We start from the raw sequence: 23620 nt of genomic DNA on the forward strand, positions 1-23620 counted from the left end.
AAGAGATCACTTTTTTAAGTGGATATAAGCTAATCAGTATTTAGCGGATTCATCGTCTTTGGGTAAAGACTGCATTATAAACTCGCGTAAATCGTTATTAGAGCTTTCTAAATCTGCATGACGTAGATACATCATGTGGCCACTGCGGTAGCCTTTAAAGCTTAATCTATCTTGCATTTTACCACTTGGATCTAATTGCCACATGGTGTACTTGGCATCAAAGTAATTGGTTGCACCGTCAAAATAGCCCGCCTGAACCATTACATTTAAATAAGGGTTTTGAGCCATGGCTAAGCGTAAATTTTCACCGGTATTATTTCCGCTTCTGTCCCATGGGTGAACGTTACCAAATAAGTTATATTTGATATCGGTTTTGTAATTAAGCTCTTCACGAAGATAGTAGTTAATTGCAGGAGTGAAAGAATGCAGCCATGATGTAAGCTCTGCCCAGTAATCTGGAGACTCACCGGCATCGCGTTTATCTATGCCTAAATAGCGCGAATCCAGTCGACCAACCATTTGTCCGCGTTCACGCAACAACTCTTTCCAAAAAAACTGTGTTGGAATATCTAAATTGTTTTGACTAACAAATGTTTCAGATAAACCCGCATATTCAGCCATTTTTTTAATAATACGACGTTTTTCGTCAGGCGCAATAAAGCCGCCTTTTGCAAGCGCAGGAATAAGCTCATTAACAGTAAACTGTTCAACTTCTGGTAATAGCTCGTCTAAATCTTTTGCTTGTAAATCGGCGTTTAATGCTTTGTGGTACCATGCAGTAGCTGCAAAGTAAGGTAGGCGGTTAGCTGCTTTTACTGGGCCGTCGCGTTTAATACCGATATCGGTAGGAGAAACGAGTACAACACCGTTAATGTACATCCACTGACTATTTTGCAGCTCATGCGCTAAACCCGATACACGAGTAGTACCATAGCTTTCACCAATTAAAAACTTTGGAGAGCGCCAACGTTCATTTCGAGATACAAAAGTATTAAGCCATTCTGCGAGGTACTTTATATCGGCATTAACGCCAAAAAATAGCTCTTTTTGTTTATCTTTGGGTAAAAGGTTACCGTCTTTATCTTCTACAACACGTGAATAACCTGTATTTACAGGATTTACATAAACGATATCCGCTACATCTAAAACCGAATAAGGGTTATCTTTTACACCATAAGGTTGAATTGGGTAGCCTTCGTCGTCAATTTTTAAAACACGAGGGCCGGTGTAAGCTAAATGCATCCAAACCGATGCTGAGCCTGGGCCACCATTAAATGAAATAAGTAATGGACGTTTTGTTCTGTCATCTACTTTATCGCGGGTGTAGTAAGTGTATTGAAGGGTTGCTATGGCATCTCCCTTGTTATCCCATACCGGTTGTGTGCCTGTAGCTACCGTATAAGAAAATCGTTCGTTATTTATTTTTGCTTTGTGCTGAGTAACTACTTTACTGTCGATATCAATACGGCGTTGATTATCGGCAAACGTTGCACTTGTAAATGTAAGTGCAATTGCGGCAATGGGTAAAAATAGACTTCGACTAAATTTCATAACTAACCCTTTTTATTTTATGTACTGCAGTTATAGCGATATTTGAGTAAAAAACAAAAGTATTGAGACTAGCTGCCGATAATAATCGTTGAGTTTATGTAATTAAGATTAATCTCAACATAGCAAACAGGCGAAATATACTTGATGTGTATGCCATACTGTAAGTTTAAGGCGATTAAAAAATTTAATTATTAATTAAGTTTTTTAAGTTATTGGTCACTTTAATTGTTTTTAAATGGATGCTTGAGAGTGATTTATTTTTAGGTTTATTACCATAAAGGGTGAACGTAAATGAAAGGGAGTTTATGCAACGGGTTTTAATTGTTGAAGATAATATAAGGGTAAAACAGGTACTCAAACATATTGCTGCTCATTACCTTGATGTGCGGGTTGATTTCGCTCAGTCACTTACTCAATGTAAAAAGTTACTAAATCAAACTAGTTATTCGCTCGCGTTAGTTGATTTATCTGTTGGTGGTCAAATCGATACTGATATAACTCGCTTTACACTGTCGCAAGGTATCCCTACGTTGGTGATGACAACGCAAACAGATGAGCATACACGTTTAAAAATGCTGGAATTAGGTATTATCGATTACGTCATTAAAGATAATCGCGACTCTTATCTTTACGCAATAAAATTTGTAGCACAGTTATTGCGTAACCAGGGGCGCAAAGCGCTGGTTGTAGATAATTCCTTATTGAGCAGTAGCTTGGTTAAGCAAATGCTTGAAAAACAATTGTTTGACGTTATTACTGTTGATAATAGTGCGCAAGCTCTTCATATACTTGAGCATGATCAGGCAATCAACTTAGTGATCACTGACCATAACTTATCAGGTATGAATGGTTTTGAATTAATTAGAGCAATTCGAAATATTAAAAGCCGTGAGCAATTGGCCATTATTGGTTTAGCTGATGTATATAGTTATGGCGTTGCTGCACGATTTATTAAATCAGGTGCGAATGACTTTTTAACTAAACCCTTCACCCATGAAGAGTTTCACTTTCGAGTGGTGCAAACTATGGAGTCAATATGGCTAAGTGATGCTAAAAAACCGGCTTTGTCTTTCGATGCGACAGAGTAACTTTAATCTTAAATACGTTATCAATGTGTATTTGGGAGTGTAACGGTTAGTTAAAGACGACTATTTGCGTATTTATCGACTCGCACCAATTCTGTATTTTGCTTAAAAAAAGCGCACCTAAATGGTGCGCTTTTTTGTTTTTTATATTATTTAATTTAATAACCCTCTGTTTTTATTTGTAATTTAAAGGTGGCACAAAGGTTGGATTGTATAGAGCAAATACAATAACAAGCTAGTGTCCTAAGGGGGCCTTTGTGAAAATGATCAGTGCAATAATAAAGCCATTCAAACTAGATGATGTGCGTGAAGCACTCGCTGATTTAGGCATCGAAGGAATGACAGTGGTTGACGTTAAGGGGTTTGGACGTCAAAGAGGTCATACAGAGTTATACCGTGGTGCAGAGTACCAAGTTGACTTTATACCTAAAATTAAACTTGAAATTGCCACTCGAAGTGAAAATTGCCAACGCGTTGTAGAAACCATTACCAAAGTTGCTGGAACGGGCAAAATTGGTGACGGCAAAATTTTTGTTTACGACCTAGATCAAATCGTCCGTATTCGTACAGGCGAACTTGATGATGACGCAATTTAAGGGGGCAACATGGAAAATACAATTATAGAGCTGAAGTTTTCGCTCGATACGTTTTACTTTTTAATTTCTGGCATCTTAGTTATGTGGATGGCAGCTGGTTTTGCAATGTTAGAAGCTGGTTTAGTGCGCTCAAAAAATACTACAGAAATCCTAACTAAAAATATCGCACTTTATTCTATCGCTTGTACTATGTTTTTGTTGGTCGGTTACAACATTATGTATGTAGACAACGTTGAAGGCGGAATAATTCCTTCATTTGGTGGCCTAATAGGTAGTCAAGCGGCAGACGCCGATCATTCACTAGAGTCTGATTTTTTCTTCCAAGTAGTATTTGTTGCAACGGCTATGTCTATTGTATCTGGCGCCGTAGCGGAGCGTATGAAGTTATGGGCTTTCTTAGTGTTTACAGTAGTACTTACAGGATTAATTTACCCAATTGAAGGTTACTGGACATGGGGTGGCGGCTTCCTATCTGAATTAGGCTTTGTTGATTTTGCAGGTTCTGCCATTGTCCATGCAACCGGTGCAGCTGCAGCGCTTGCGGGTGTAATTCTACTGGGTGCACGTAAAGGTAAATATGGTAAAAATGGTGAAATTTACCCAATTCCAGGTTCAAACTTGCCACTTGCTACATTGGGTACATTTATTTTATGGATGGGTTGGTTTGGCTTTAACGGTGGATCACAGTTATTAATTTCAGATAAAGAAAATGCAACTGCAGTAGGTCAAATACTACTTAACACCAATGCTGCTGCAGCTATGGGGGCAATTTCAGCCTTGTTCTTATGTAAATTATTATGGGGTAAGGCAGATTTAACCATGGTACTTAATGGCGCACTTGCAGGCTTAGTGGTTATTACTGCAGATCCATTATCACCATCACCATTAATGGCGTGTTTATACGGCCTACTAGGTGGGTCTTTGGTTGTACTAAGCATTGTGGCACTTGATAAAGTGAAAATTGACGACCCTGTAGGTGCCATCTCTGTGCATGGTGTATGTGGCATATTAGGTGTGGTATTAGTGCCGGTTACTAATGCCGAGGCTAACCTTGTGGCACAGTTAATTGGTTTACTATGTATCATTGGCTTTGTGTTTATCGCATCATTCATTGTTTGGGCAGTCTTAAAACAAACTATGGGTATTCGTGTTACCGAAGAGGAAGAGCTAAACGGTATGGATCAACATGATTGTGGTATTGATGCTTACCCAGAATTTGTTTCAGTAAGAAGTAATTAAAAGTATTGTGTGTTCAATCAAAGCCCTACTCAGTTAGGGCTTTTTTGATTTCAGGAAGGGTTAATTTTTCAGGTGTTAGAGTAATGTGATAAGCTCCTCGCGTTAAATCAACCTTTGGAATGTATTACACTTAAATGGCTGAAAAAAAGAAAACACCGACCAGTAAACCCTCGACTAAGCGCGCTACTAAGTCATCTAAAACATCAGCGCGAAAAAGTGCTGCAAAAAAAACCGCAAGTTCGGCTAAACGGCCATTTTTAAAAACGTTGTTTTCTATTTTTTGGAAACTGAGTCTGGCGACTTTCATCGCTGTAGCACTTTACTTTATTTATCTTGATGCAAAAATCACCCGCCAATTTGAAGGCAATAAATGGCAACTTCCAGCCCAAGTGTATGCGCGTTCAATGACGTTTTTTCCTGGGCAGTTTTTATCTGAGCAAGAAGTTTTATGGGAGCTTAAACGTTTAAATTACACGGCAGTTAATCGCTTAAGCCGCACAGGGCAATATATTAAAACAGCTAATAGTATTAAGATTTTTCGTCGTGATTTTGAATTTTATGATGGTTTAGAAAATGCTCACGTAATTGAACTACGTTTCTCTGGAAAAAAGGTTGCCAGTATTAAAGATAAATTCGGTCGTCGCTTAAACACTGCCAGATTAGAGCCTGTACAAATAGCCCGTATAGGTAATGACTCAAAACAAGACCGCGAATTTGTGCCATTAGATAAATTTCCTGACATGCTTAAAAATGCTTTGTTAGTGGTCGAAGACCGCGATTTTTATGATCACCATGGGGTATCGGTATTTTCTATTTTACGGGCTTTATATACCAATATTCGCGCAGGAAGAACCGTGCAAGGGGGCAGCACACTGACGCAACAGCTAGCTAAAAATATTTATCTTACCCGTGAACGTTCATTAGTACGTAAAATCAATGAAGCTTTTATTGCGCTTATTCTTGATTATCGTTATTCAAAAGATCAGATTCTTGAAGCCTATTTAAACGAAGTCTACCTAGGTCAGTCTTATAACCAAGGAGTACATGGGATGGGGCTGGCTGCTGAGTTTTACTTTGCAAAACCCGTTGATGAACTTGAGTACGACCAAATTGCTCTGCTGGTGGCCATGGTTAAAGGCCCTTCTTATTATAACCCTAGACGTTATAAAGAACGTGCTATGGAACGTCGTGACTTAGTGCTGCGTTTAATGGTCGATAACAAACTTATTTCCACTAAGGAGTATCGAGCCTCATTAAAGCGCGCAATTGATATTGCGCCAATGAAAGCCAGCTTACAAAAGTCTTACCCAGGTTACTTAGAGTTGGTTAATCGCGAGTTGAAACAGCTACTACCTGATCAAGAAGTATTAGATGCAGGGGTGCGCGTATTTACCTACTTCGACTTGCAAAAACAAACCGCAATGGAAGAATCGATTAAGGCCAGTTTACCTTATTTGGAAAGGCGTCCAAATACCAAAGAATTAGAAGCGGCAATGATCTCCGTTAATGTTGAAAAAGCTGGTGTATCAGCGTTAGTGTCTGGACGTGATGTGCGCTATTCAGGGTTTAACCGGGTGCTTGATACCAAGCGCAATATTGGCTCATTAGTTAAACCGGCAGTGTATTTAAGTGCACTGCAGCTTCCTCATTATAATTTAGCGACATTGCTTGATGATTCACCCGTGCAAGTCACCAACGAAGAGGGAAAAGTATGGCAGCCAGAAAACTTTGATCATCAATATCGAGGCGCCGTGCCTCTTTATAAAGCATTCAGCCACAGCATTAATATTCCGGCAGTTAACTTAGGGCTTGATGTTGGGGTTGATAAAGTTGCTAATACACTCAGAGGACTAGGTGCTAAAGGCCATATTAATGAATACCCGTCGCTGCTATTAGGGGCTATTGAAATGTCGAGTTTTGAAGTGGCCCAGCTTTATACCACTATTGCTGCTGATGGCGAATACAGAGAGCTGACGTCTATCTCGGCATTAACTGACTCTGTTGGTAAAGTACTTTATAAGCATAAAGTGAGTAACGAACAACGCTTTGATAAAGATGCCATGTACATGACCAAATACGCTATGAAGCGAGTAACTAAAGATGGCACCGCTAAGCGCTTAAATTTACATTTTCCGTCGATTCAGTTAGCAGGTAAAACAGGTACCAGTAACGAATTACGCGATAGCTGGTTTGCCGGGTTTGATCAAAATACAGTGACTGTTGCTTGGCTAGGTCGTGACGATAATAAAAGCACTGGTTTGACTGGTAGTGTCGGGGCGCTTGAAACCTATATTCGTTATTTAAAACCGCTAAACCCCCAAGCCATTGCCGATACTCGTCCACCTTCAATTCGGTGGGCATTTGTAAACGAGCAAACGGGGAAGCAAGCACCACCAGGGTGTGGCAAAGTGATTCAATTACCACTTAGGGCCAGTGAGTTTAAACCAAGACCCCAGTGTATTCGCTAGGTAATAAAAATAAAAAAGCCCGAAAGGGCTTTTTTTATGGATTTCTTTAATAAAGGACTAGTGAAATGTTTTTATTTATTTTTATAGTATAAATATTGTTCACCTGTTGTTAGTTTAAAGGAATGGGTATTTGTTTGTTTTTTGTTAACTTTGTTGGTTTTTTGTTTGCATTTTTGTTTTATAAGCATATTATAAATATGCCTTTAAGGCATATAATTATAATTTCAAACAGGGATAAATAATGAAATCAATATTTAGGAAAAGTATAACGGCAATTGCCGTATCAGCATCCTTAGGCCTAGCATTACCTGCTGTTGCATCTGATGTAATAGGAACTGTAAATAATATTAATGATAATAGTTCTTACACTGTAAAAGTTAAAAACCCTGCAACTGGTTTAGAGCGAACTCTAAGTATTTCTAGTGAAGGTACCTTTCGCTTTGCCTCTCTGCCTACAGGTAGTTACGAGATACAAATATTAAAAGGCGATGCTGTAGTTGCTGAAGACCGCGTTAGAGTCTCTTTAGGTGCCAATTCAAAAGCTAACTTTGACCTAAACAGTTTCGATTCTTCTGGCCCAGAGGTAATTCAAGTTGTTGGTGCTCGTATTTCATCAATAGATCTTTCAACAGCTGATTCGGGCCTAGTTATTACAGATGCTGAAATTGACAGAATGCCAATTAATCGTGATTTAACATCAGTTGCATTATTAGCACCTGGGGCTGTAAAAGGCGATAGCGCATTTGGAAATACAGCGTCATTTGGTGGTTCTTCTGTTGCTGAAAATGCATGTTATATTAATGGGTTAGAAGTTACTAATACTCGCCAAGGCTTAGGGTGTGGCGAAGTCCCGTTTGAATTCTATGACCAATTTCAAGTTAAAACCGGTGGTTATTCAGCCAAGTTTGGCCGAGCTACTGGTGGTACTATTAATACAACTACAAAAGGCGGTACTAACGAGTGGGAATTTTCTGCTGTAGTTCAGTACCAACCTGATTCTTTGCAAGAAGAGGGCAGCATTTCTCGTGGCAATAATGGAGCAGGTCAAATTTTCAGAGATGAAAGCTATGACTCTGATAACAAGACTGACGTTACACTTGCTGTTGGTGGCCCACTTATTGAAGACACACTTTTTTTCTATGGTTTAATAAACCCGCGTGATACTGAGTCGTCTTATACTTGGGGTGGAGATGAATTTTCACCGAACGATCAGTACCGAGAAGAATCTGCATCTGGCGGAGATAATTTATTCTGGGGTGGTAAACTCGATTGGGATATTAATGAAAACCATCGCTTAAGCTATTTTGCTTATTCAAATCGTCGTGATATTGAGCGTTCTGTTTATGATTACAACAACGGTGTTATAGGCGACCGCAAAGATGGTGCATTACTTAAGCGTGGTGGCGAAGCGCAAAGCTTGAGTTACACAGGTGTACTAACTGAAGATTTAGTTGTCACAGCAATGGCTGGTACAATTGAGACTGAGTATGAAACGCAATCAGAAAACTTAATTTGCCCAAGTATTACAGATTCTCGTGGTACTTCTAATCCAATCACTGGTTGTGGTGCTGGTGGTAGCTTTGGTGCAAATAATGATGAAAATACTCAGTACCGCCTTGATATTGAGTATGTTTGGCAAGACCATCAGATTAGCTTTGGTATCGATTATCAAGAGCGTGAATCTGAGCGTGTGAGTCGTCCTATCGGTGGCCACAGTTATGATTACCGTACACTAGCGGCTAACGGCAGTTTTCAAGCTGATAATGGCGCATTAACAAACAATACTGGTAATGTATTGCAATACGTTGAAGATCGAGTATTTGATGGTGGCGGTAGCTTTAAGTCAGAGCTTACGGCTTATTACATAGAAGATAATTGGCAAGTAACAGATGATTTTGCGGTAACTGTTGGCTTACGTATAGATGAGTTTGATAGTTGGGGCACAACAGATAAGCTACTTACAAGCTTCAAAACGGATGTTGCTCCTCGTTTAGGTTTCACGTGGGATCCAACGAGCACTGGCGACACTAAAGTATATGGTACTTATGGACGTTATTACTTACCTGTTGCAAATAACACTATTTTCCGTGCAGCTTCTGGAGTAAGTGATATTACTACTGCTTACACGTATACGGGTGTTGATGCAACGACAGGAGCACCTACAGGTTTGGCTCCTTTGGCAGATACTCTTGGCTCAGGCGGTTTAGCAAACTCACAACAAGTAAGTGGTGTTCCGGTTATCCCAGAAAAAGATATTTTCCAAGCGCAAGAAGCCGAACCATTTTCAAAAGATGAATATATTTTAGGTGTACAGCAAGCACTAAATGATGAGTACACTGTTGGTATTAAAGGTGTTTATCGTGAAGTTGCTACTGCATTAGATGATTACTGTGGTCGTTATGCTTACCCATATTGTGTGATGATTAATCCTGGTTCATCTTCTAGCTGGTATAGTGATGGTTACTATTGGAATGGTACTGATTGGGGTGATTCAAGCTTTGATAACGACGGTGTTCCAGATGAAGGTTCACTAACGACTTACTCTGCCGACACTATTGGTTTACCTAAGGCTAATAATGAATATACCGCCGTAGAGTTTAACTTAAATTATCAGGCTGATACGATTCGTTACCAGTTTGGTTATACATGGGCACGAAGTGTTGGTAACTTTGAAGGTGCTGTTAAATCCGATATTGGCCAAGCTGATGCAGGTATTACACAAGACTTCGACTTCCCAGCTGTAATGGATGGCTCTCAGGGTTATCAACCTAATGATCGTCGTCATACATTTAAATTCTTTGGTAGTTGGGAGCCAGTTGAAAACTTGACTGTAGGTTGGAATGCAACATTACAAAGTGGTCGTCCTAAAAGTTTATTCGGCCAAGGTTACCCGTCAAAAGATCCAAATCTAAATGGTGGTTGGGGTGATACTTTCTACATTTACACAAATGAGTGTCCTGATACCAATGGTAATGGTGAATGTGAGCAAGAAGAAAAAATCTATGAGAAGCATGACCGTGGTACAAATGGTCGTACACCATGGACATTTAACTTAGATTTATCTGCTGCATATGACTTTACTGTTTCAGATATTGATATGAGAGCATCAATCAATGTGTTCAACATATTAAATAGTCAGTCAGAGGCTTCTTTGAATGAGCATTACGAGCAAAATGAAGGCGAAGTTAATGCTTACCATGACGCTGCTTACTCTTGGCAGACTCCACGTTATGTTCGTATAGGGTTTGAAGCTCGATTCTAAACTTTATATAGCATCACAATAATATAAATAATAAAAAAGCCCGAAAGGGCTTTTTTTATGCGAAAGCTTTTTTTGTCCTGAAATGCATTTACACATTTAGGATCTATTTATGAAGACCATTGAAATTAAGGGCGCTAAGCGTACCCAACGAGATTGTACATTAGGCTTTAAACTATCCGTTGTTAAGTAAGTAGAAAAAGGTGACTTCACACACAAGCGCAAAGCATATATTAACGGTCATTAGTAACTGATAGTTATAGTCGGAGAATAATGGATTATGAGCTGAGTGATGAAATGAAAGCGCTATAGATGACGATTAAGCATAGCGTTTTTAAACGTGACGCGATTCATCATTCAGATAGAAGTTTACAGTGTTGCTCTGAAGTATATCAAGATGAGTTATTTAAAAAGAGAATTAAGCCATCGATGACGGATATGACTGTTATCAAAACACCTGAGCAGAGCGTAGAAACGGGATATTAAAGTAATATTGCTACTGTATAAATGTTATACATGGTAGAGTTAAGCTGCTTGTTGAGGAGTTGATATTCATATAAAATGAAATGCGTTCGTACTTAAGTTTGGGTATGAAAATACCAAATCAAGTGTATAAAAAAACTTGGTACTGACACACCAAGCCCTTCATTAAAACCGTCAAATTATTTCAGGACGGGGCAATTATTAATTTTTTAAGATTTAAAAAATTGCATTGATTTAGTCAGATCATCCGATAGTTGCTGTAATCGCTGAGCATCCTGTAAGGAAGACTGTGCCGAACTAAGCGTATGATTAGCTAGGTTACTCACCTCCTCTGAGTCGCCTAGAGCTTGTGCCGTAGCTTGTGATTGCTCTTTTACTCGCAGGGCTATTTCTTCTCCTTGTTGTTTAATCATATTCATACTGTATTCGGCATCTTGTAACACTTGATTTGTTTGTGTTGCGGCATCAACAGATTGCTCCATTTTTTCTACACTAGAATGCATTTTTTGCTGTGTATCTTCAGATGATTGTTGCAACGAGCTAATAATTTGATGTATTTCTTGGGTTTGCGTTTGTGTGCGTTTAGCGAGTGTCCTTACTTCATCTGCAACAACTGCAAAACCACGGCCATGCTCTCCTGCACGAGCGGCTTCAATAGCGGCATTAAGTGCTAGCAAGTTGGTTTGCTCGGCTATTTCACTTATCCCTTTGCTTACTTTGCTTATTTCTTGGCTATCTTGGGCAAGCTTATTAAGCGATTGCTGGCTGTGTGCAAATTCAACTTTTAAGTCTTGCATGTATTTAGCCAGCTCCATCGTGTTACCTGCGCCTTGTTTAACATGTTTTGTTGCTTTTTGAGCTGTGAGCATCGCCTTATTCGCTGAGTCCTCAACGCTGTGTGCGCTGTGGCTCATATTACTAAGGGCTGAGTTGATAGCATTAACGCGGTTTTGCTGCTTTTCTACATCCTGACTCGTTTGGCTACTTACATGAGATAAGGAGTAGGTTGCATCAGATAGTGAATGTGTGCTGCTTTTAACCTTCTCTAATAGCTGTGTAAAAGCACGTAATAAAGCATTGTACCTTTGGGCAATGATGTCCATTTCATCGTGGGTACTTGAATTGATCTTCGAGTTTAAATCGCCATTGGCTGCTTGCTCTGCACAAAGAGCAAATTGAGTAATAGTATCAACTACAACAAAGTAAAAGCCGACCATAAGATATAAAGCAAATAGCAAACTTATCACAGAGGCCGCTAATACTAAGTTGCGTATCCACAATTGTGAGGCGTATTTTTTTTCAATAAGACTCTCAAGAGTTGGGATACTTTTTTCAACTAGCGTATTAATACTCGTGTTTACATTGTTAGTGAGCTTCGCAAATTCTGCTTTTGTTAAGGCTATGTTGTCAGGTTCAAGTAATTTTTTTTCTATGGCGTTTTTAAATGTATTGATTGCGCTGTGTAATTGTTTTAGTGGCGCAGATAAGGCTTCGCTCACAGTGCTATCAGCATCGGTTGCTACTTTAAGTGTTTTATATAATTGATTTTCATAAAGGGGTAACGATTTATTTAAGTTAGATAGCGCAATAAAGGTTTCAGGAGTAAATCGATTATTATCGATCACAGTGTTTGCACTTCGTGTTAGTAAGTTAATTTGGACAATTAGCGAGGGTAAAGGCAGTACTAATGAGCGGTTAAGGTAGGAGCTTGCAAGCTGGTTATCTAACGCTAAGTTAGATTCAATAGAAATAAACTCGAGTATATCCTGAGTTTTAGCACTATTGATTTGATAGCCTAACGCACGCGCAACTTGTGGATTTTTATCTGTGTTGCCATCTATTTGGTTACTTAAGATGCGATGGTAACCTTTTAAGCCCTGTTGCTGCATTTGCGAAACACTAATACTGTTACCTAGCAAAGACACTAAAAAAAATAAACTCAGCGCTAACGGTAATAATAAAATTCCAAACACAACACTAATTTTTGTTTTATATTTTAAATTTGCCATGAGTGTGATGGCGGGGGCTGCTAAGTGTCTTAATCCTGACATAGTTTTCTCTTATAATTGATTTAGGCTACATAGACCGTATAAAGTCTAATTATTATTCAAATATAAGCGTTTACAAATAAAAAAAGCCCTTTCGGGCTCTTTATCAATTTTTTATTATTAATTTGTGTTTTATACGTAATTAATAACGTTATAAAGTGTACTTATAGCTTAGCAAAAGCGCGCTCTGCCGCTTCAATTGTTGCTTGAACTTCTTGCTCTGTGTGCGCAGCACAAACAAAACCAGCTTCAAACGCTGAAGGTGCTAAATAAACTCCTTCTTCAAGCATTAAGTGGAAGAACTTTTTAAAGCGCTCTAAATCACATTCAGTGGCTTGTTGGTAAGTAGTTACTTTTTCTGCATCAGTAAAGAAAAAGCCATACATGCCGCCAGCGTAGTTAGTCGTTAAGGCAATGCCTGCTTTCTTAGCTGCAGCTTCAAAGCCTTCACAAATCGCTTTACTAATAGCTTCTAATTTTTCGTGAACGCCAGGTGCACTTAGTAACTCAAGTGATTTTAAGCCTGCAGCCATAGCAATTGGGTTTCCTGAAAGTGTACCCGCTTGATAAACTGGGCCTACAGGTGCGATGTAATCCATAATTTCTGTTTTACCACCAAACGCGCCTACTGGCATGCCACCACCAATTACTTTACCTAAACAGGTTAAGTCTGGTTTGATGTTGTAGTAAGCCTGAGCGCCACCAAGGGCTACACGAAAACCTGTCATTACTTCGTCAAAAATAAGCACAGATTGGTACTGATCACAGACTTCACGCAGTCCTTCTAAAAAGCCAGGTACTGGTGGGATACAGTTCATGTTACCTGCAACTGGCTCAACAATAATACACGCGATTTCATCGGCGTATTTAGCAAAAATCGCTTTCACTTCTTCAATATTGTTAAACGATACCGTGAGTGTGTGCTTAGCTAAATCTTCAGGAATGCCCGGAGAGTTAGGTACACCCATAGTTAATGCACCAGAGCCGGCTTTTACTAGCAGTGAATCTGCATGGCCGTGGTAACACCCTTCAAATTTTAAAATTTTGTCACGACCAGTAAAGCCACGGGCTAAGCGAATTGCGCTCATTGTTGCTTCTGTACCTGAGCTTACCATACGTACTTTTTCGATTGATGGTACTAGCTCTTTAACTTTTTCAGCCATTAAAATTTCAGCTTCAGTAGGTGCTCCGTAGCTTAAACCATTTTCTACCGCATCATGCACTGCTTGTTTAATTTCAGGGTGATTGTGGCCCATAATCATTGGACCCCAAGAGCCCACATAATCGATATAACGGTTGCCATCAGCATCAAATGTAAACGCGCCCTGTGCTTTAGTAATAAACAGCGGAGTACCACCTACACCATTAAAAGCACGCACTGGTGAATTTACGCCACCAGGAATAGAGTATTGAGCTCGTTTAAATAAGTCTTGGCTAATTGTCATGAAAAATCCTATTGTTTTATCACTTTAAAAATAAGAGCTTAGCTATCGCGTTTGCGGCTAAACCAAGGAACGTCTACTTCATACTGCTCAACTTTGTTTTCTACGCCGAGGGTTAAAGCAAACAGTGCCATACGAATAAGAACGCCATTTTGTACTTGGCGGAATATTGCTAGATTGTCGTTAGCATTTAAGTCGTTATCAAGTTCGTTTGCCTCTAAACGGCTATCGCGAGGAAGCGGGTGCATTAATACTGAATTAGGTTTGCAATGGCTATTGTAAATAGACTGGCTAATTCTAAATCCACCACGGTACTTGTTGGCTTCCTCTTGCGACGGAAAACGCTCTTCTTGAATGCGTGTTTGATAAACGATATCGGCTGCTAAGTTACCTTCCATTTTATCAACTAGTTCAATTTTATGTCCTGCATTTTCAACGGCAGATAAAATTGAGTCAGGCATTTGCAAGCCATTAGGGGCAACCATTGAAAAGCGAATATTTTTGTAATGACATAATAGCTTTGATAGCGAGTGAACGGTTCGGCCATATTTTAAATCGCCGACTAGCGCAATATGCATGCCATCAATATTTTGATCGAAGCGGTTAAGCTCTCGCTCAATAGTTAATAAATCAAGCAGCGCTTGAGTAGGATGCTCATTGGGTCCATCGCCACCATTTATTACTGGTACGCTGCAACCTGTTGCAAATTCAGCTACCGAACCTGAGTCTGGATGGCGCATTGCAACCGCATCCGCATAGGCTGAAATAACACGTGCGGTATCATATAGTGACTCGCCCTTAGCAAGCGCAGAGCTTTGCATACCGGTGGTTTCACGAACCAGTCCACCGAGTAAGTTAAACGCAGTGCCAAAACTAACACGAGTACGCGTACTAGGTTCAAAAAATAGATTCGCTAAAATAGCGCCTTCAAGTACATTGGTACGCTTTTGTTTTTTTGCATATGGCTCCATTTTTTTTGCTACAGCAAATATGCGTTCAATACAGTCTCGATCGAGTTGATTAACAGAGAGTATATTTTCACCTTGGAAACTGAACATGGGGTTATTCCTAGTTATTCAAAAAGGCGCGATAATCCATAAAGGAGCACGCAATCGCGCGTATTATACAAACTTAGTTTGCGACTTGGCAGTGTAATTTATAATCCTGTATTTAAAAGCTTGGCTTAATTATGGCTAAAGCAACTATAACGAGTAACGCTAAAACAGGTAGCTCGTTGAAAATTCGGTAAAACCGATCGCTTTTAGTATTTCTATCGTGTTTAAAATCAGCTAATAATTTGAAACAGTAGCCATGATAAATATATAAAATGATTACCAGCACTAGTTTGTAATGCAGCCACATACTGTAACGAAACCATTCGCGGCCGTATTCAACAATAGTTAATACGCCAAACACTGCGGTAAGCACAGCAAAGGGGGTAACAAAATAAAGTAGCCGACGTTCCATTACTTTTAGCATTGAGTTACACGATTTTTCTTCACTCATAGCGTGATATACAAAAAGTCGAGGTAGGTAAAAAATACCGGCAAACCAAGCAATCATAAAAAATACGTGCAAGGTTTTGTAAATTAATAATGCGCTCATACTGTTCTCATTATTGTTAAAGCAAACTGTTACGTATGGTTAGAATATGATGGATTTGATCCCACCTTAATAATCCCATAATTTGTTGATTATCTAATAAGTTATACACATAAAGTGCACCACTGCGTTTATCATTCAAAATTTCAAAGGCATCTGCGAGGGTGGCTTGGCTGCTGATACCTTGTAAGCTAATGTACTTTATATTGACCGCCTGATCAGACATTAAACTTAAGTCATATTCGGCTAGGCGATAACCATTTTCATCGTCAAATACAATTAACGGTGTTTGACTGTCCATGGCATCTAGGCTGTTTTTTATTTGCTCTTTATCATCGGAGTAGAGCAGTTTAAAGTCTTCATCCATATCATCCATCACCCCTACTTTTTGTAGGGCCTCGGTGGCCGGAGATACATGGTAAGGTAATCCCTGAAAGTCTAATTGCTGTAAAAATATAGAGCGGTTACCAAATACCTGCAAAGCTGTAACGTAGGCGGTGGTAATGACGATCATCGCCGGTACAATAATTTCCGGTGAAGAGGTCAGCTCCATCACGGTAGTTAGTGCCGCTAAGGGAGAGTGCAATGTGGCAGCTAGTAAGCCTGCCATGCCAAGCACCCCATAAGTACCGGCTATATCAGTTCCTGGGCTAATAAACTGGGCAAAAAATGCCATTAAAGTGCCGGTTAAAACGCCAAGTCCAATAACCGGACCAATTAACCCACCAGGAATACCTAAGCCAATAGCAAACAAGGTGGCTAATAACTTAGCAATTAAAATAGTGGTAAGTAGTTGCATATTTTCAGGTGACTCTACTGCTATGGTTATCGCACTCATCCCTGAGCCCATAGCTTGTGGAACTGCATAGGCAATTAAGCTGGCAATACATCCTGCAATTATTAAACGTGGAAACATACTAAGTGGTTTAAAGGTTTTAATAATCAGCATTAAGTTTTGATTAAAAGCATAAGCCACCGCGCCCAGCCCCATGCCGCACAAAATTAAATAGGGGTAATGCCAACCACTTAGTGGTGCAATGCTTATTAGCGCAAGTTCTGAGCCTTCACCAAATACAAATTGAGTGGCTAATGCACCGGTAACGGCTGCGAGCATTATCGGCACAAAAATATGTACTTTGTATTCCCTGAGCACCACTTCCATTACAAAAATAACCGCAGCAAGCGGGGTATTGAACGACGCAGCAATTCCCGCGGCAACGCCACAACCACTGAGGGTACGCATAGCGTTGTGAGGTAAGTGTAATTTATTTGCTAATATGCTTGCCCCGGCAGCTCCCATATGAACTGAGGGGCCTTCGCGGCCAACAGAAAAACCACTGATCAGTGCCAGCGCACCACCAACAAACTGATTAACCGTGTTATACAATGGCATTTGCCCGTAATGGCGCTTGATTCTGTGTATTACAAAAGGAATACCTAAGCGGTAATGTTTAAAGCCAGTGAAAGCCGCAAATGTAGCTATTAATAACGCTGCAACTAAAGGCATTAATACCCGTTCTAAAGTGGGTAGGGTGGTAAAATCGTCAGGGGTTTCTAGAAATAAACTTTGAAAAAATAAAATGGTTAAACGAAACAGTATAATAAAAAATGCAGCAATTAATCCGGCACTTACGCCTAATAAGCATAATTGTACGGATGTTTTTGGTTTTGCTAATCGACGTCTCAGTCGCTCAAGCCACATGCTTTATTTCCCCGTAGCATTTTTAGGCGTCAAGTTTATCAAAATAGTCTAGGGAAGTCCTTGAGATTTAAAATTATTTTTTGTTCGATAAGTAAATGTTAAAGACAAAAATTATAGCACTAAACAAGCCATGTAACACTTACTTAAGTGGCCAACATACTGAGTGGTAAGTGGATTAATAATATAGTTAAGGCATCAATTACCCATTAATTCTTTAAATAAGAATTGGTGTATGCTGTTTTAATACTGACTCATGGCTTTATTGGTATTGGTACTTAAAATACCCACTCATTAAACAATAAACTTTTTGAGTAGGTCCTGTTGAGTCTTTACATTTTCTGCTAGTTCAGTGTTAGTTTTAAATTGTTCTTTAGCAAACCCATCAACTTGCATACTGATATCTTTAATATTGATAGTGTTTTTGTTAATTTCTTCGATCACAGTACTTTGTTCTTCAATCGCTGCAGCAATTTGGTAATTTCTGTCCATGATGTCGTTTATTGCTATTGATATAGCATTTAATGATTGATTCGCGGTTTCTGTCTGCTCTACACATTGCGAAGCTTTTTGTTTACTTTGCTCCATTGCTTGCTGGACTTTTGATGAAAATAGCTGAATTTGTTCAATCATTGTCTTAATTTCAGTGGTAGAGCTTTGAGTTCTTGATGCGAGCGTTCTGACTTCGTCTGCAACAACAGCAAAACCTCGTCCTTGTTCCCCAGCTCTTGCAGCTTCAATTGCAGCGTTTAATGCAAGTAAGTTGGTTTGTTCAGCTACATTATTTATAACAGAAAGTATTTGTTCAATATTGTTACTGTACTGTGCTAGTTGATCACTTTGTTTTTGTGAATCTGAGATTGAGTTTGCTAAATCAGTAATATCAGATGTTGTTTTTGCAAAAAGCTCTTTGTTAGAGGTTGTAGATTGGTTTACTGAGGTAACGGATGAGACCGCTTCTTGCGCACTTGAAGCAATTTCTGATGATGTTGTACTCATCTGGTGCATGGCTGTGGCTAAACTATCAATTAATTGGTGCTGTTCGTTTAACGAGCGACTAGATTCAGTAGCTAGCGACTTGGCTGAACTACTTTGCTTTTCTACATTGCTAGCTTTACCTATCACGCTAGCAACCAACTCTTGTAGCGATGATAAAAATAGGTTAAAACTTTTAGCAACGATACCACATTCATCTTCAGTTGAAATAGTTAATCGCTGTGTCAAATCCCCGCCGCCAGAGGCTATGAGGTTGATTGCTTCCTCTAATTGCTCCAAGGGTCTTAAAAGTATTTTTGTTAGCTTACGAAGAATCAGTACACAAAGGGTAATACTAATAATGGCAATAAAAATAGTGCGTATAGTGAAGGTAGATAGTGATGCATAAACCTTATTTTTGTCTAGTAATATAGCAATAGACCAATCTACTCCTGCTTGGTTATTTAGGGGGTAAAAGTACAATAGGCTCTCTTTGCCATCATACTTTACTTCTATTATTTTTCTTTGTTGATTTGGTGATGCATTATAAACATCTTGGCTTTGTTTGTTATTAAGGGACGTTAGTGGATGAGTAATGATTTTTCCTGTTTTATCAACTAAAAATGCTAGGCCGTTCCCATCAAAGCTTACAGTATTTATGCTCTTTGCAATAGCATCTAAACTTAGATCTCCACCAATTACCCCTTCAAAGCCATTCGGGGTATTAACGGCACTAACTACAGACAAAAGCAGCTCATTGGTTGCCGCATCAACGTATGGCACAGTGAACAAAATGCCATCGTTATCTTTTGCTAATTTAAACCAAGGTTTTTGTCTAAAATCTACGTCGGGTGGATTTACCCTATTTTTATTATTAGAGCGTAGAGTTTTTTCATCACTTAAAGTGCCGAACATCAGTAGAAAGTCATTAATAAACGCTTTGTTTTCTAATCCTGACTGGAACCTAGCTTTCGAGAAACCTGTTTCAAGTTGATTTTTTAAAACATTAACTTGTGATGCTCTACTTGCCAACCAGTTACTAATACTTTGCGATAGCAATGATGCATTATCTTGAACATAGGCGGCTGTGGATTTTTTCACTGTTTGTTGTACTAATAAATACGTCGTTATTGCCAGCATTGATATAACAACGAATACCACAATACCAGAGACAACAGAGAATTTAGTTCTAATTTTCATAAGGCCCAACTTTCGCATAATTCAATAAAATCAACTCTCCCACTTGAAAATAAATATAGTCTATACTTTCAAAATAGTTTAATTTTTAGGTGATTTATTATGCGCGTACAGTTAATTTGTTTTTTACTAACGAGTACTTTTACTTGCTCAGTGTTTGGGCAGAAAAGCACTGAGCAGCAAGAATTACAACACTTAAAAGTTGAGCTTAATAAAATTCAAACTCAACTTGCAGCCTTAAAGCCTCTACAAATAGAGTTTGAAGCAATTAGCAAACGAATTTTAATTCTTGAAAGTCAGCAAAATAGCAACTCATCAACTAAACTCGAGCCAATCCAGTCAGAGATTATTTTATCTAGCGCTGATGATATTAAAAATACAAATGAAAACGATATAAAACTTTTCGCTACGATAAGGCCAACCTTTGGTTATATTGATGAAAGTAAAGAATCGCATTGGGATATTAGAGATGCGCTATCCCATGCTGGTATAAAATCTTCGGTGGTGTTTAATGAGCAATGGCAAGGAATTTTACATGCCGAATGGGGGATTGATTTATCTAACAATGGTGACTTTGGTAAAGCGCGGCAAGTATATACTGCCATAGACAGTCCTTATGGAAAAGTAGGTATAGGTAAGCAACGACCTGTGCAGTATTTATTCATAGCTGAATTCGTCGATATTTTTAATCACAGCAACAGTCCATTTGCGTATGATACCGAGAGTATTTTTTTTGTAGATAACCTGATTACCTATCAGATAAAGCAAGGCGATTTTACTTGGATGTTGGCTGGCCAATTTAATGGTGCACAAGGTGACAACAATAGCGATCTTATAAACGGGGGGGTAAGTTACGATAAAGGGAATCTCCATGCTGCACTGACTTACACAAATTCGGATGTTTATGAGGCAGAACAAAAGCTCGGTGATAATAATATTTTAGCGGGCGCATTTGCTTACTCTTTTGATAATGGAGTGTATTTTGCTGCTGCTTATCAAGATAAAAAATATAATAGAAACTTAAGTGCTGACAGAGTCGGACATACTTTTGATATGTCACTCGCTTATCCTTTAAGTGAAAAATATAAAGTTAAATTAGGTTATTTTGACTTTAATGATGGACATTATACTGAGCAAACTCAAAAATTTAATGGTGCAAATTTAACCTTAGAATGGTTGCCTGCTGAAAATCTTCGCTTACATATTGAGTATTTATATAGGGACTTTGATCATTTAGCAGACTTTAGCTCATTATCAATAGGCATTAGATATGACTACTTACAGGTCTGGAGTTATTAAAAATGAGTATGAAAATCTCCCTAATGAAGTATTTAACGCTTTTTACTTGCTATTTTTGTTTGGTTTTTTCATTAACCAGTGTAAGTAGAGAGACTGTTATTATTGTTGCGGATGACGATTACCCTCCTTATAGTTACTCAGAAAATGGTGAGCCTAGAGGTATTTATATTGAGTTGTTAAAACGCGCGAGTATTAATCTAGAGCCGGCATATAACGTTACAATTGAAACAATGCCTTGGAAAAGAGCACTTTCATTTGTTGAACAAGGTAATGCTATTGGAATCGTCCCCCCCTATCAACATAAAAATGTACGGCCTTATATTTCATCCTATTCAGTGTCATTAGGCACTGAGTTTGTCGTTACATTTTGCCGCGAGCAGATAAACTTAAAGGCAGCCTTAACGATAAATAGTCAAGTTACAGAACCGCTTCATTTAGGCATGAATGCAGGTTATTTACTTTTAGAAAAGTCGTATAAAAATGCGATTGCAGCAGGTCGAATCAAATTATGGGAAAATAAAAGCACCCAAGCAAATATAATTAAGCTTCTGACGGGTAAGCTAGATTGTTACATAAATGACAGAGGGGCAATTTTATACGAGCTTAGTAAAATAAAAAAAAGTTACCCTGAGTTTATTGAGGTGATCACTGAGCAAGATGAAGTTCGTCAACATACGGCGCACATTGGGTATAGTCGCGATACTCCACAAAAGTATAAAAATGACTTCATTGAAAAAATGGATGCGTCCTTAGTCAATGTAATTAATAAATGAGCGCTGGAGTCACAGTCTAAGAGTGCTAGATACTTATACTTGATTAAAATACTCAGGTATTAGATAATCTCGTGCATTAGTATTAAGGTATTGAGGGTTATAAGATGTCTGAAGAACTACCCATTAAGTTTAGCGACGCAGCCGCTGTGCGTGTTAAACAGTTAATCGACGAAGAAGAAAACCCAGATCTAAAACTGCGTGTTTATGTCACAGGCGGTGGGTGTTCAGGTTTTCAATACGGTTTTACTTTTGATGAAAAAGCGAATCCTGGCGATTTAGAAATTGTTAAAAACGGGGTTACCTTAGTCATTGACCCTATGAGTATCCAATATTTAGTTGATGGCGAAGTTGACTACACCGAAGGGTTAGAAGGGGCGCGCTTTTTTGTCTCTAATCCTAATGCGACCACCACATGTGGCTGTGGTGCTAGTTTTAGCGTATAAAAATATCGTTATCCAAAAAAACCTTGGCACTTGAAGTGACCCCATAAAGTTGGACTCATTTCTAAGCGGCTGCCAAGGCCTGATTTCGATACTGTATCGGACTCAGGCCTTTTAGTTTCAGTTTAATACGCTCATTGTTGTAATAGTGGATATATTCTTTAATGTTTTCAATAAGATCATTCACGTCTTTAAACGTTTCGTTGTGGTACATCTCACTCTTCAATATGCCGAAGAAGTTCTCAGCAACCGCATTATCTAAACAATTTCCTTTTCTAGACATACTTTGTTGCAATCCTTTTTCCTTAAGGTGATTTTGATATTGTTTGTTTTGATATTGCCACCCTTGATCTGAGTGTACAACTGGCTTTTCATTTGGCTTCAACCTAGCAGTTGCTGTTTTAAGCATGTCAGTTACCAAAGGGAGTGCAACGGATTTTCTGACTTCGTAACTGATTACCTCTTGGTTGAATAGGTCAATCATAGGTGATAGATATACCTTCTCATTATCCACTTTAAACTCCGTCACATCCGTCACCCATTTTTGATTTGGCTTCTGCGCAGTAAACTCGCGGTTAAGCGTATTTTCTGCGATTTTACCCACTTCACCTTTATAGGATTTATAGCGCTTAGGCCTTACTTTTGACTTGAGTCCTAACTCATTCATCAACCGTTGAACGCGCTTATGATTAACAAGTACTCCCATTGCTCTCAGGGCACTCGTAATTCTGCGATAGCCATATCGCCCTTTATGCGCGTGATAAATATCACGTATTTTTACCAGTAAATCATTGCTTGCACAGGGTTGCTTACAAGTAGTGCGATGATAATAGTAAACACTCTTTGGCAGCCCTGTAGCCTTTAAAAGGTGTCGTAAGCTATGCTTTGCCTTGAACTCTTCGACGACTATCGTTTTGTCTTTGCTTTTTTCTTTCTGGCTTGAGCCAAGGCTTCTAACTTTTTTAGCACATCATTCTCAGCTCGTAAGTATGCTAGTTCTTCTCGTAACTCCTCCTCAGTCATTTGCTCTACTAGTTTTGATGAAGAAGAATTATTTGTCATGAATGGCTTACCTTTTCTCTGTGGTTTAAGACGTGATATACCATCACGAGCATAAAGCTTTTGCCATTGAAAAAGAATGCCTGGGGACGATAAATCGAAGAAAGCACTGGTATAACCGAGTGACCAACTGTTTGCTGTCATCGTTTTTAACACTTCAGCCTTAAATGCTAGAGAATAAGGTTTGTGAACAGACCTGAAGCTTTCAGCGCCATGAATTCGATAAATAGCGGTCCAATATCGGACCTGCCTGTCTGTAACATTAAATCTGTTACTTACCGCCGAAGAGCTTTCAGACAAAGCGAGTTCAGCTATTTTGAGCTTGAAAGCTCGGTGATGTTTGGACATAAAAAGACCCCCAGTAATTGGAATGTCCAACTATTGGGGGTCACTTCAATAAGCGGT

General features: G+C 39.0%; 17 protein-coding genes and 1 pseudogene. 9 read left to right on the forward strand and 9 right to left on the reverse strand.

The genetic code is table 11. The features are described 5' to 3' along the window. Window positions 1–33 precede the first annotated feature (33 nt). On the reverse strand, window positions 34–1551 hold the full coding sequence (locus AC0VZ5_RS04055; protein WP_475474389.1) for a S10 family peptidase: 1518 nt from the start codon (window positions 1549–1551) through the stop codon (window positions 34–36). A 305-nt stretch (window positions 1552–1856) separates the two neighbouring features. Between AC0VZ5_RS04055 and AC0VZ5_RS04060 the strand changes: the two genes are divergently transcribed. The 6 genes and pseudogenes from AC0VZ5_RS04060 to AC0VZ5_RS04085 form a co-directional block, all read left to right on the forward strand. After that, window positions 1857–2639 carry a response regulator gene (locus AC0VZ5_RS04060; protein WP_138605645.1) on the forward strand — a complete coding sequence of 261 codons (783 nt, stop codon included), beginning with the start codon at window positions 1857–1859 and terminating at the stop codon, window positions 2637–2639. A 254-nt stretch (window positions 2640–2893) separates the two neighbouring features. Further along, window positions 2894–3232, forward strand: coding sequence for a P-II family nitrogen regulator (locus tag AC0VZ5_RS04065; RefSeq protein WP_010391070.1), 339 nt, complete (start codon window positions 2894–2896; stop codon window positions 3230–3232). Window positions 3233–3241: 9 nt separating this feature from the next. Further along, complete coding sequence (locus AC0VZ5_RS04070) at window positions 3242–4471, forward strand: ammonium transporter (protein WP_054202014.1); 1230 nt, start codon at window positions 3242–3244, stop codon at window positions 4469–4471. Between the two features lie 134 nt (window positions 4472–4605). Beyond that, window positions 4606–6939, forward strand: a complete 2334-nt coding sequence (gene mrcB, locus AC0VZ5_RS04075) for a penicillin-binding protein 1B (protein WP_475474390.1) — start codon at window positions 4606–4608, stop codon at window positions 6937–6939. Window positions 6940–7180: 241 nt separating this feature from the next. Continuing rightward, window positions 7181–10201: a TonB-dependent receptor gene (locus tag AC0VZ5_RS04080; RefSeq protein ID WP_178955351.1), complete on the forward strand. Its 3021-nt coding sequence runs from the start codon at window positions 7181–7183 to the stop codon at window positions 10199–10201. 237 nt (window positions 10202–10438) lie between these two features. Then, window positions 10439–10830, forward strand: a pseudogene (locus AC0VZ5_RS04085) (IS3 family transposase); the annotation flags it as partial. A 60-nt stretch (window positions 10831–10890) separates the two neighbouring features. Here the strand turns inward: AC0VZ5_RS04085 and AC0VZ5_RS04090 are convergent. The 6 genes from AC0VZ5_RS04090 to AC0VZ5_RS04115 all read right to left on the reverse strand — a co-directional run bounded on the left by AC0VZ5_RS04090 (window position 10891) and on the right by AC0VZ5_RS04115 (window position 19647). Next, window positions 10891–12732, reverse strand: coding sequence for a methyl-accepting chemotaxis protein (locus AC0VZ5_RS04090; protein ID WP_475474391.1), 1842 nt, complete (start codon window positions 12730–12732; stop codon window positions 10891–10893). A gap of 161 nt (window positions 12733–12893) precedes the next feature. Beyond that, window positions 12894–14174 carry a glutamate-1-semialdehyde 2,1-aminomutase gene (hemL, locus tag AC0VZ5_RS04095; RefSeq protein ID WP_475474392.1) on the reverse strand — a complete coding sequence of 427 codons (1281 nt, stop codon included), beginning with the start codon at window positions 14172–14174 and terminating at the stop codon, window positions 12894–12896. A 38-nt stretch (window positions 14175–14212) separates the two neighbouring features. Beyond that, entirely contained in the window at window positions 14213–15229 is a 1017-nt protein-coding gene (locus tag AC0VZ5_RS04100; RefSeq protein ID WP_290170677.1) for an aspartate carbamoyltransferase, read from the reverse strand. Window positions 15230–15341: 112 nt separating this feature from the next. Beyond that, a complete protein-coding gene (locus AC0VZ5_RS04105; RefSeq protein WP_010391077.1) occupies window positions 15342–15776 on the reverse strand; it encodes a CopD family protein in 435 nt (144 codons plus the stop codon). A gap of 16 nt (window positions 15777–15792) precedes the next feature. After that, the gene (locus tag AC0VZ5_RS04110) at window positions 15793–17475 is read right to left on the reverse strand and encodes a chloride channel protein (RefSeq protein WP_138605635.1); all 1683 of its coding nucleotides are present in this window, start codon (window positions 17473–17475) and stop codon (window positions 15793–15795) included. A gap of 291 nt (window positions 17476–17766) precedes the next feature. Then, a complete protein-coding gene (locus tag AC0VZ5_RS04115) occupies window positions 17767–19647 on the reverse strand; it encodes a methyl-accepting chemotaxis protein (RefSeq protein ID WP_475474393.1) in 1881 nt (626 codons plus the stop codon). A gap of 99 nt (window positions 19648–19746) precedes the next feature. Between AC0VZ5_RS04115 and AC0VZ5_RS04120 the strand changes: the two genes are divergently transcribed. The 3 genes from AC0VZ5_RS04120 (at window position 19747) to erpA (ending at window position 22159) form a co-directional block, all read left to right on the forward strand. Next, window positions 19747–20943 carry a porin gene (locus AC0VZ5_RS04120; protein WP_475474394.1) on the forward strand — a complete coding sequence of 399 codons (1197 nt, stop codon included), beginning with the start codon at window positions 19747–19749 and terminating at the stop codon, window positions 20941–20943. A 2-nt stretch (window positions 20944–20945) separates the two neighbouring features. Continuing rightward, entirely contained in the window at window positions 20946–21716 is a 771-nt protein-coding gene (locus AC0VZ5_RS04125) for a substrate-binding periplasmic protein (protein ID WP_475474395.1), read from the forward strand. Between the two features lie 104 nt (window positions 21717–21820). Beyond that, complete coding sequence (gene erpA, locus AC0VZ5_RS04130; protein ID WP_002958911.1) at window positions 21821–22159, forward strand: iron-sulfur cluster insertion protein ErpA; 339 nt, start codon at window positions 21821–21823, stop codon at window positions 22157–22159. A gap of 61 nt (window positions 22160–22220) precedes the next feature. Here the strand turns inward: erpA and AC0VZ5_RS04135 are convergent, their stop codons facing one another. Together AC0VZ5_RS04135 and AC0VZ5_RS04140 are read right to left on the reverse strand one after the other, a co-directional pair. Continuing rightward, window positions 22221–23066 carry an IS3 family transposase gene (locus tag AC0VZ5_RS04135; RefSeq protein ID WP_409425534.1) on the reverse strand — a complete coding sequence of 282 codons (846 nt, stop codon included), beginning with the start codon at window positions 23064–23066 and terminating at the stop codon, window positions 22221–22223. Continuing rightward, window positions 23063–23563, reverse strand: coding sequence for a transposase (locus tag AC0VZ5_RS04140; protein ID WP_409423191.1), 501 nt, complete (start codon window positions 23561–23563; stop codon window positions 23063–23065). The genes AC0VZ5_RS04135 and AC0VZ5_RS04140 overlap by 4 nt, the downstream gene beginning before the upstream one ends. Window positions 23564–23620 lie beyond the last annotated feature (57 nt).

This window comes from Pseudoalteromonas sp. QJM3NY_12 (assembly GCF_056173165.1).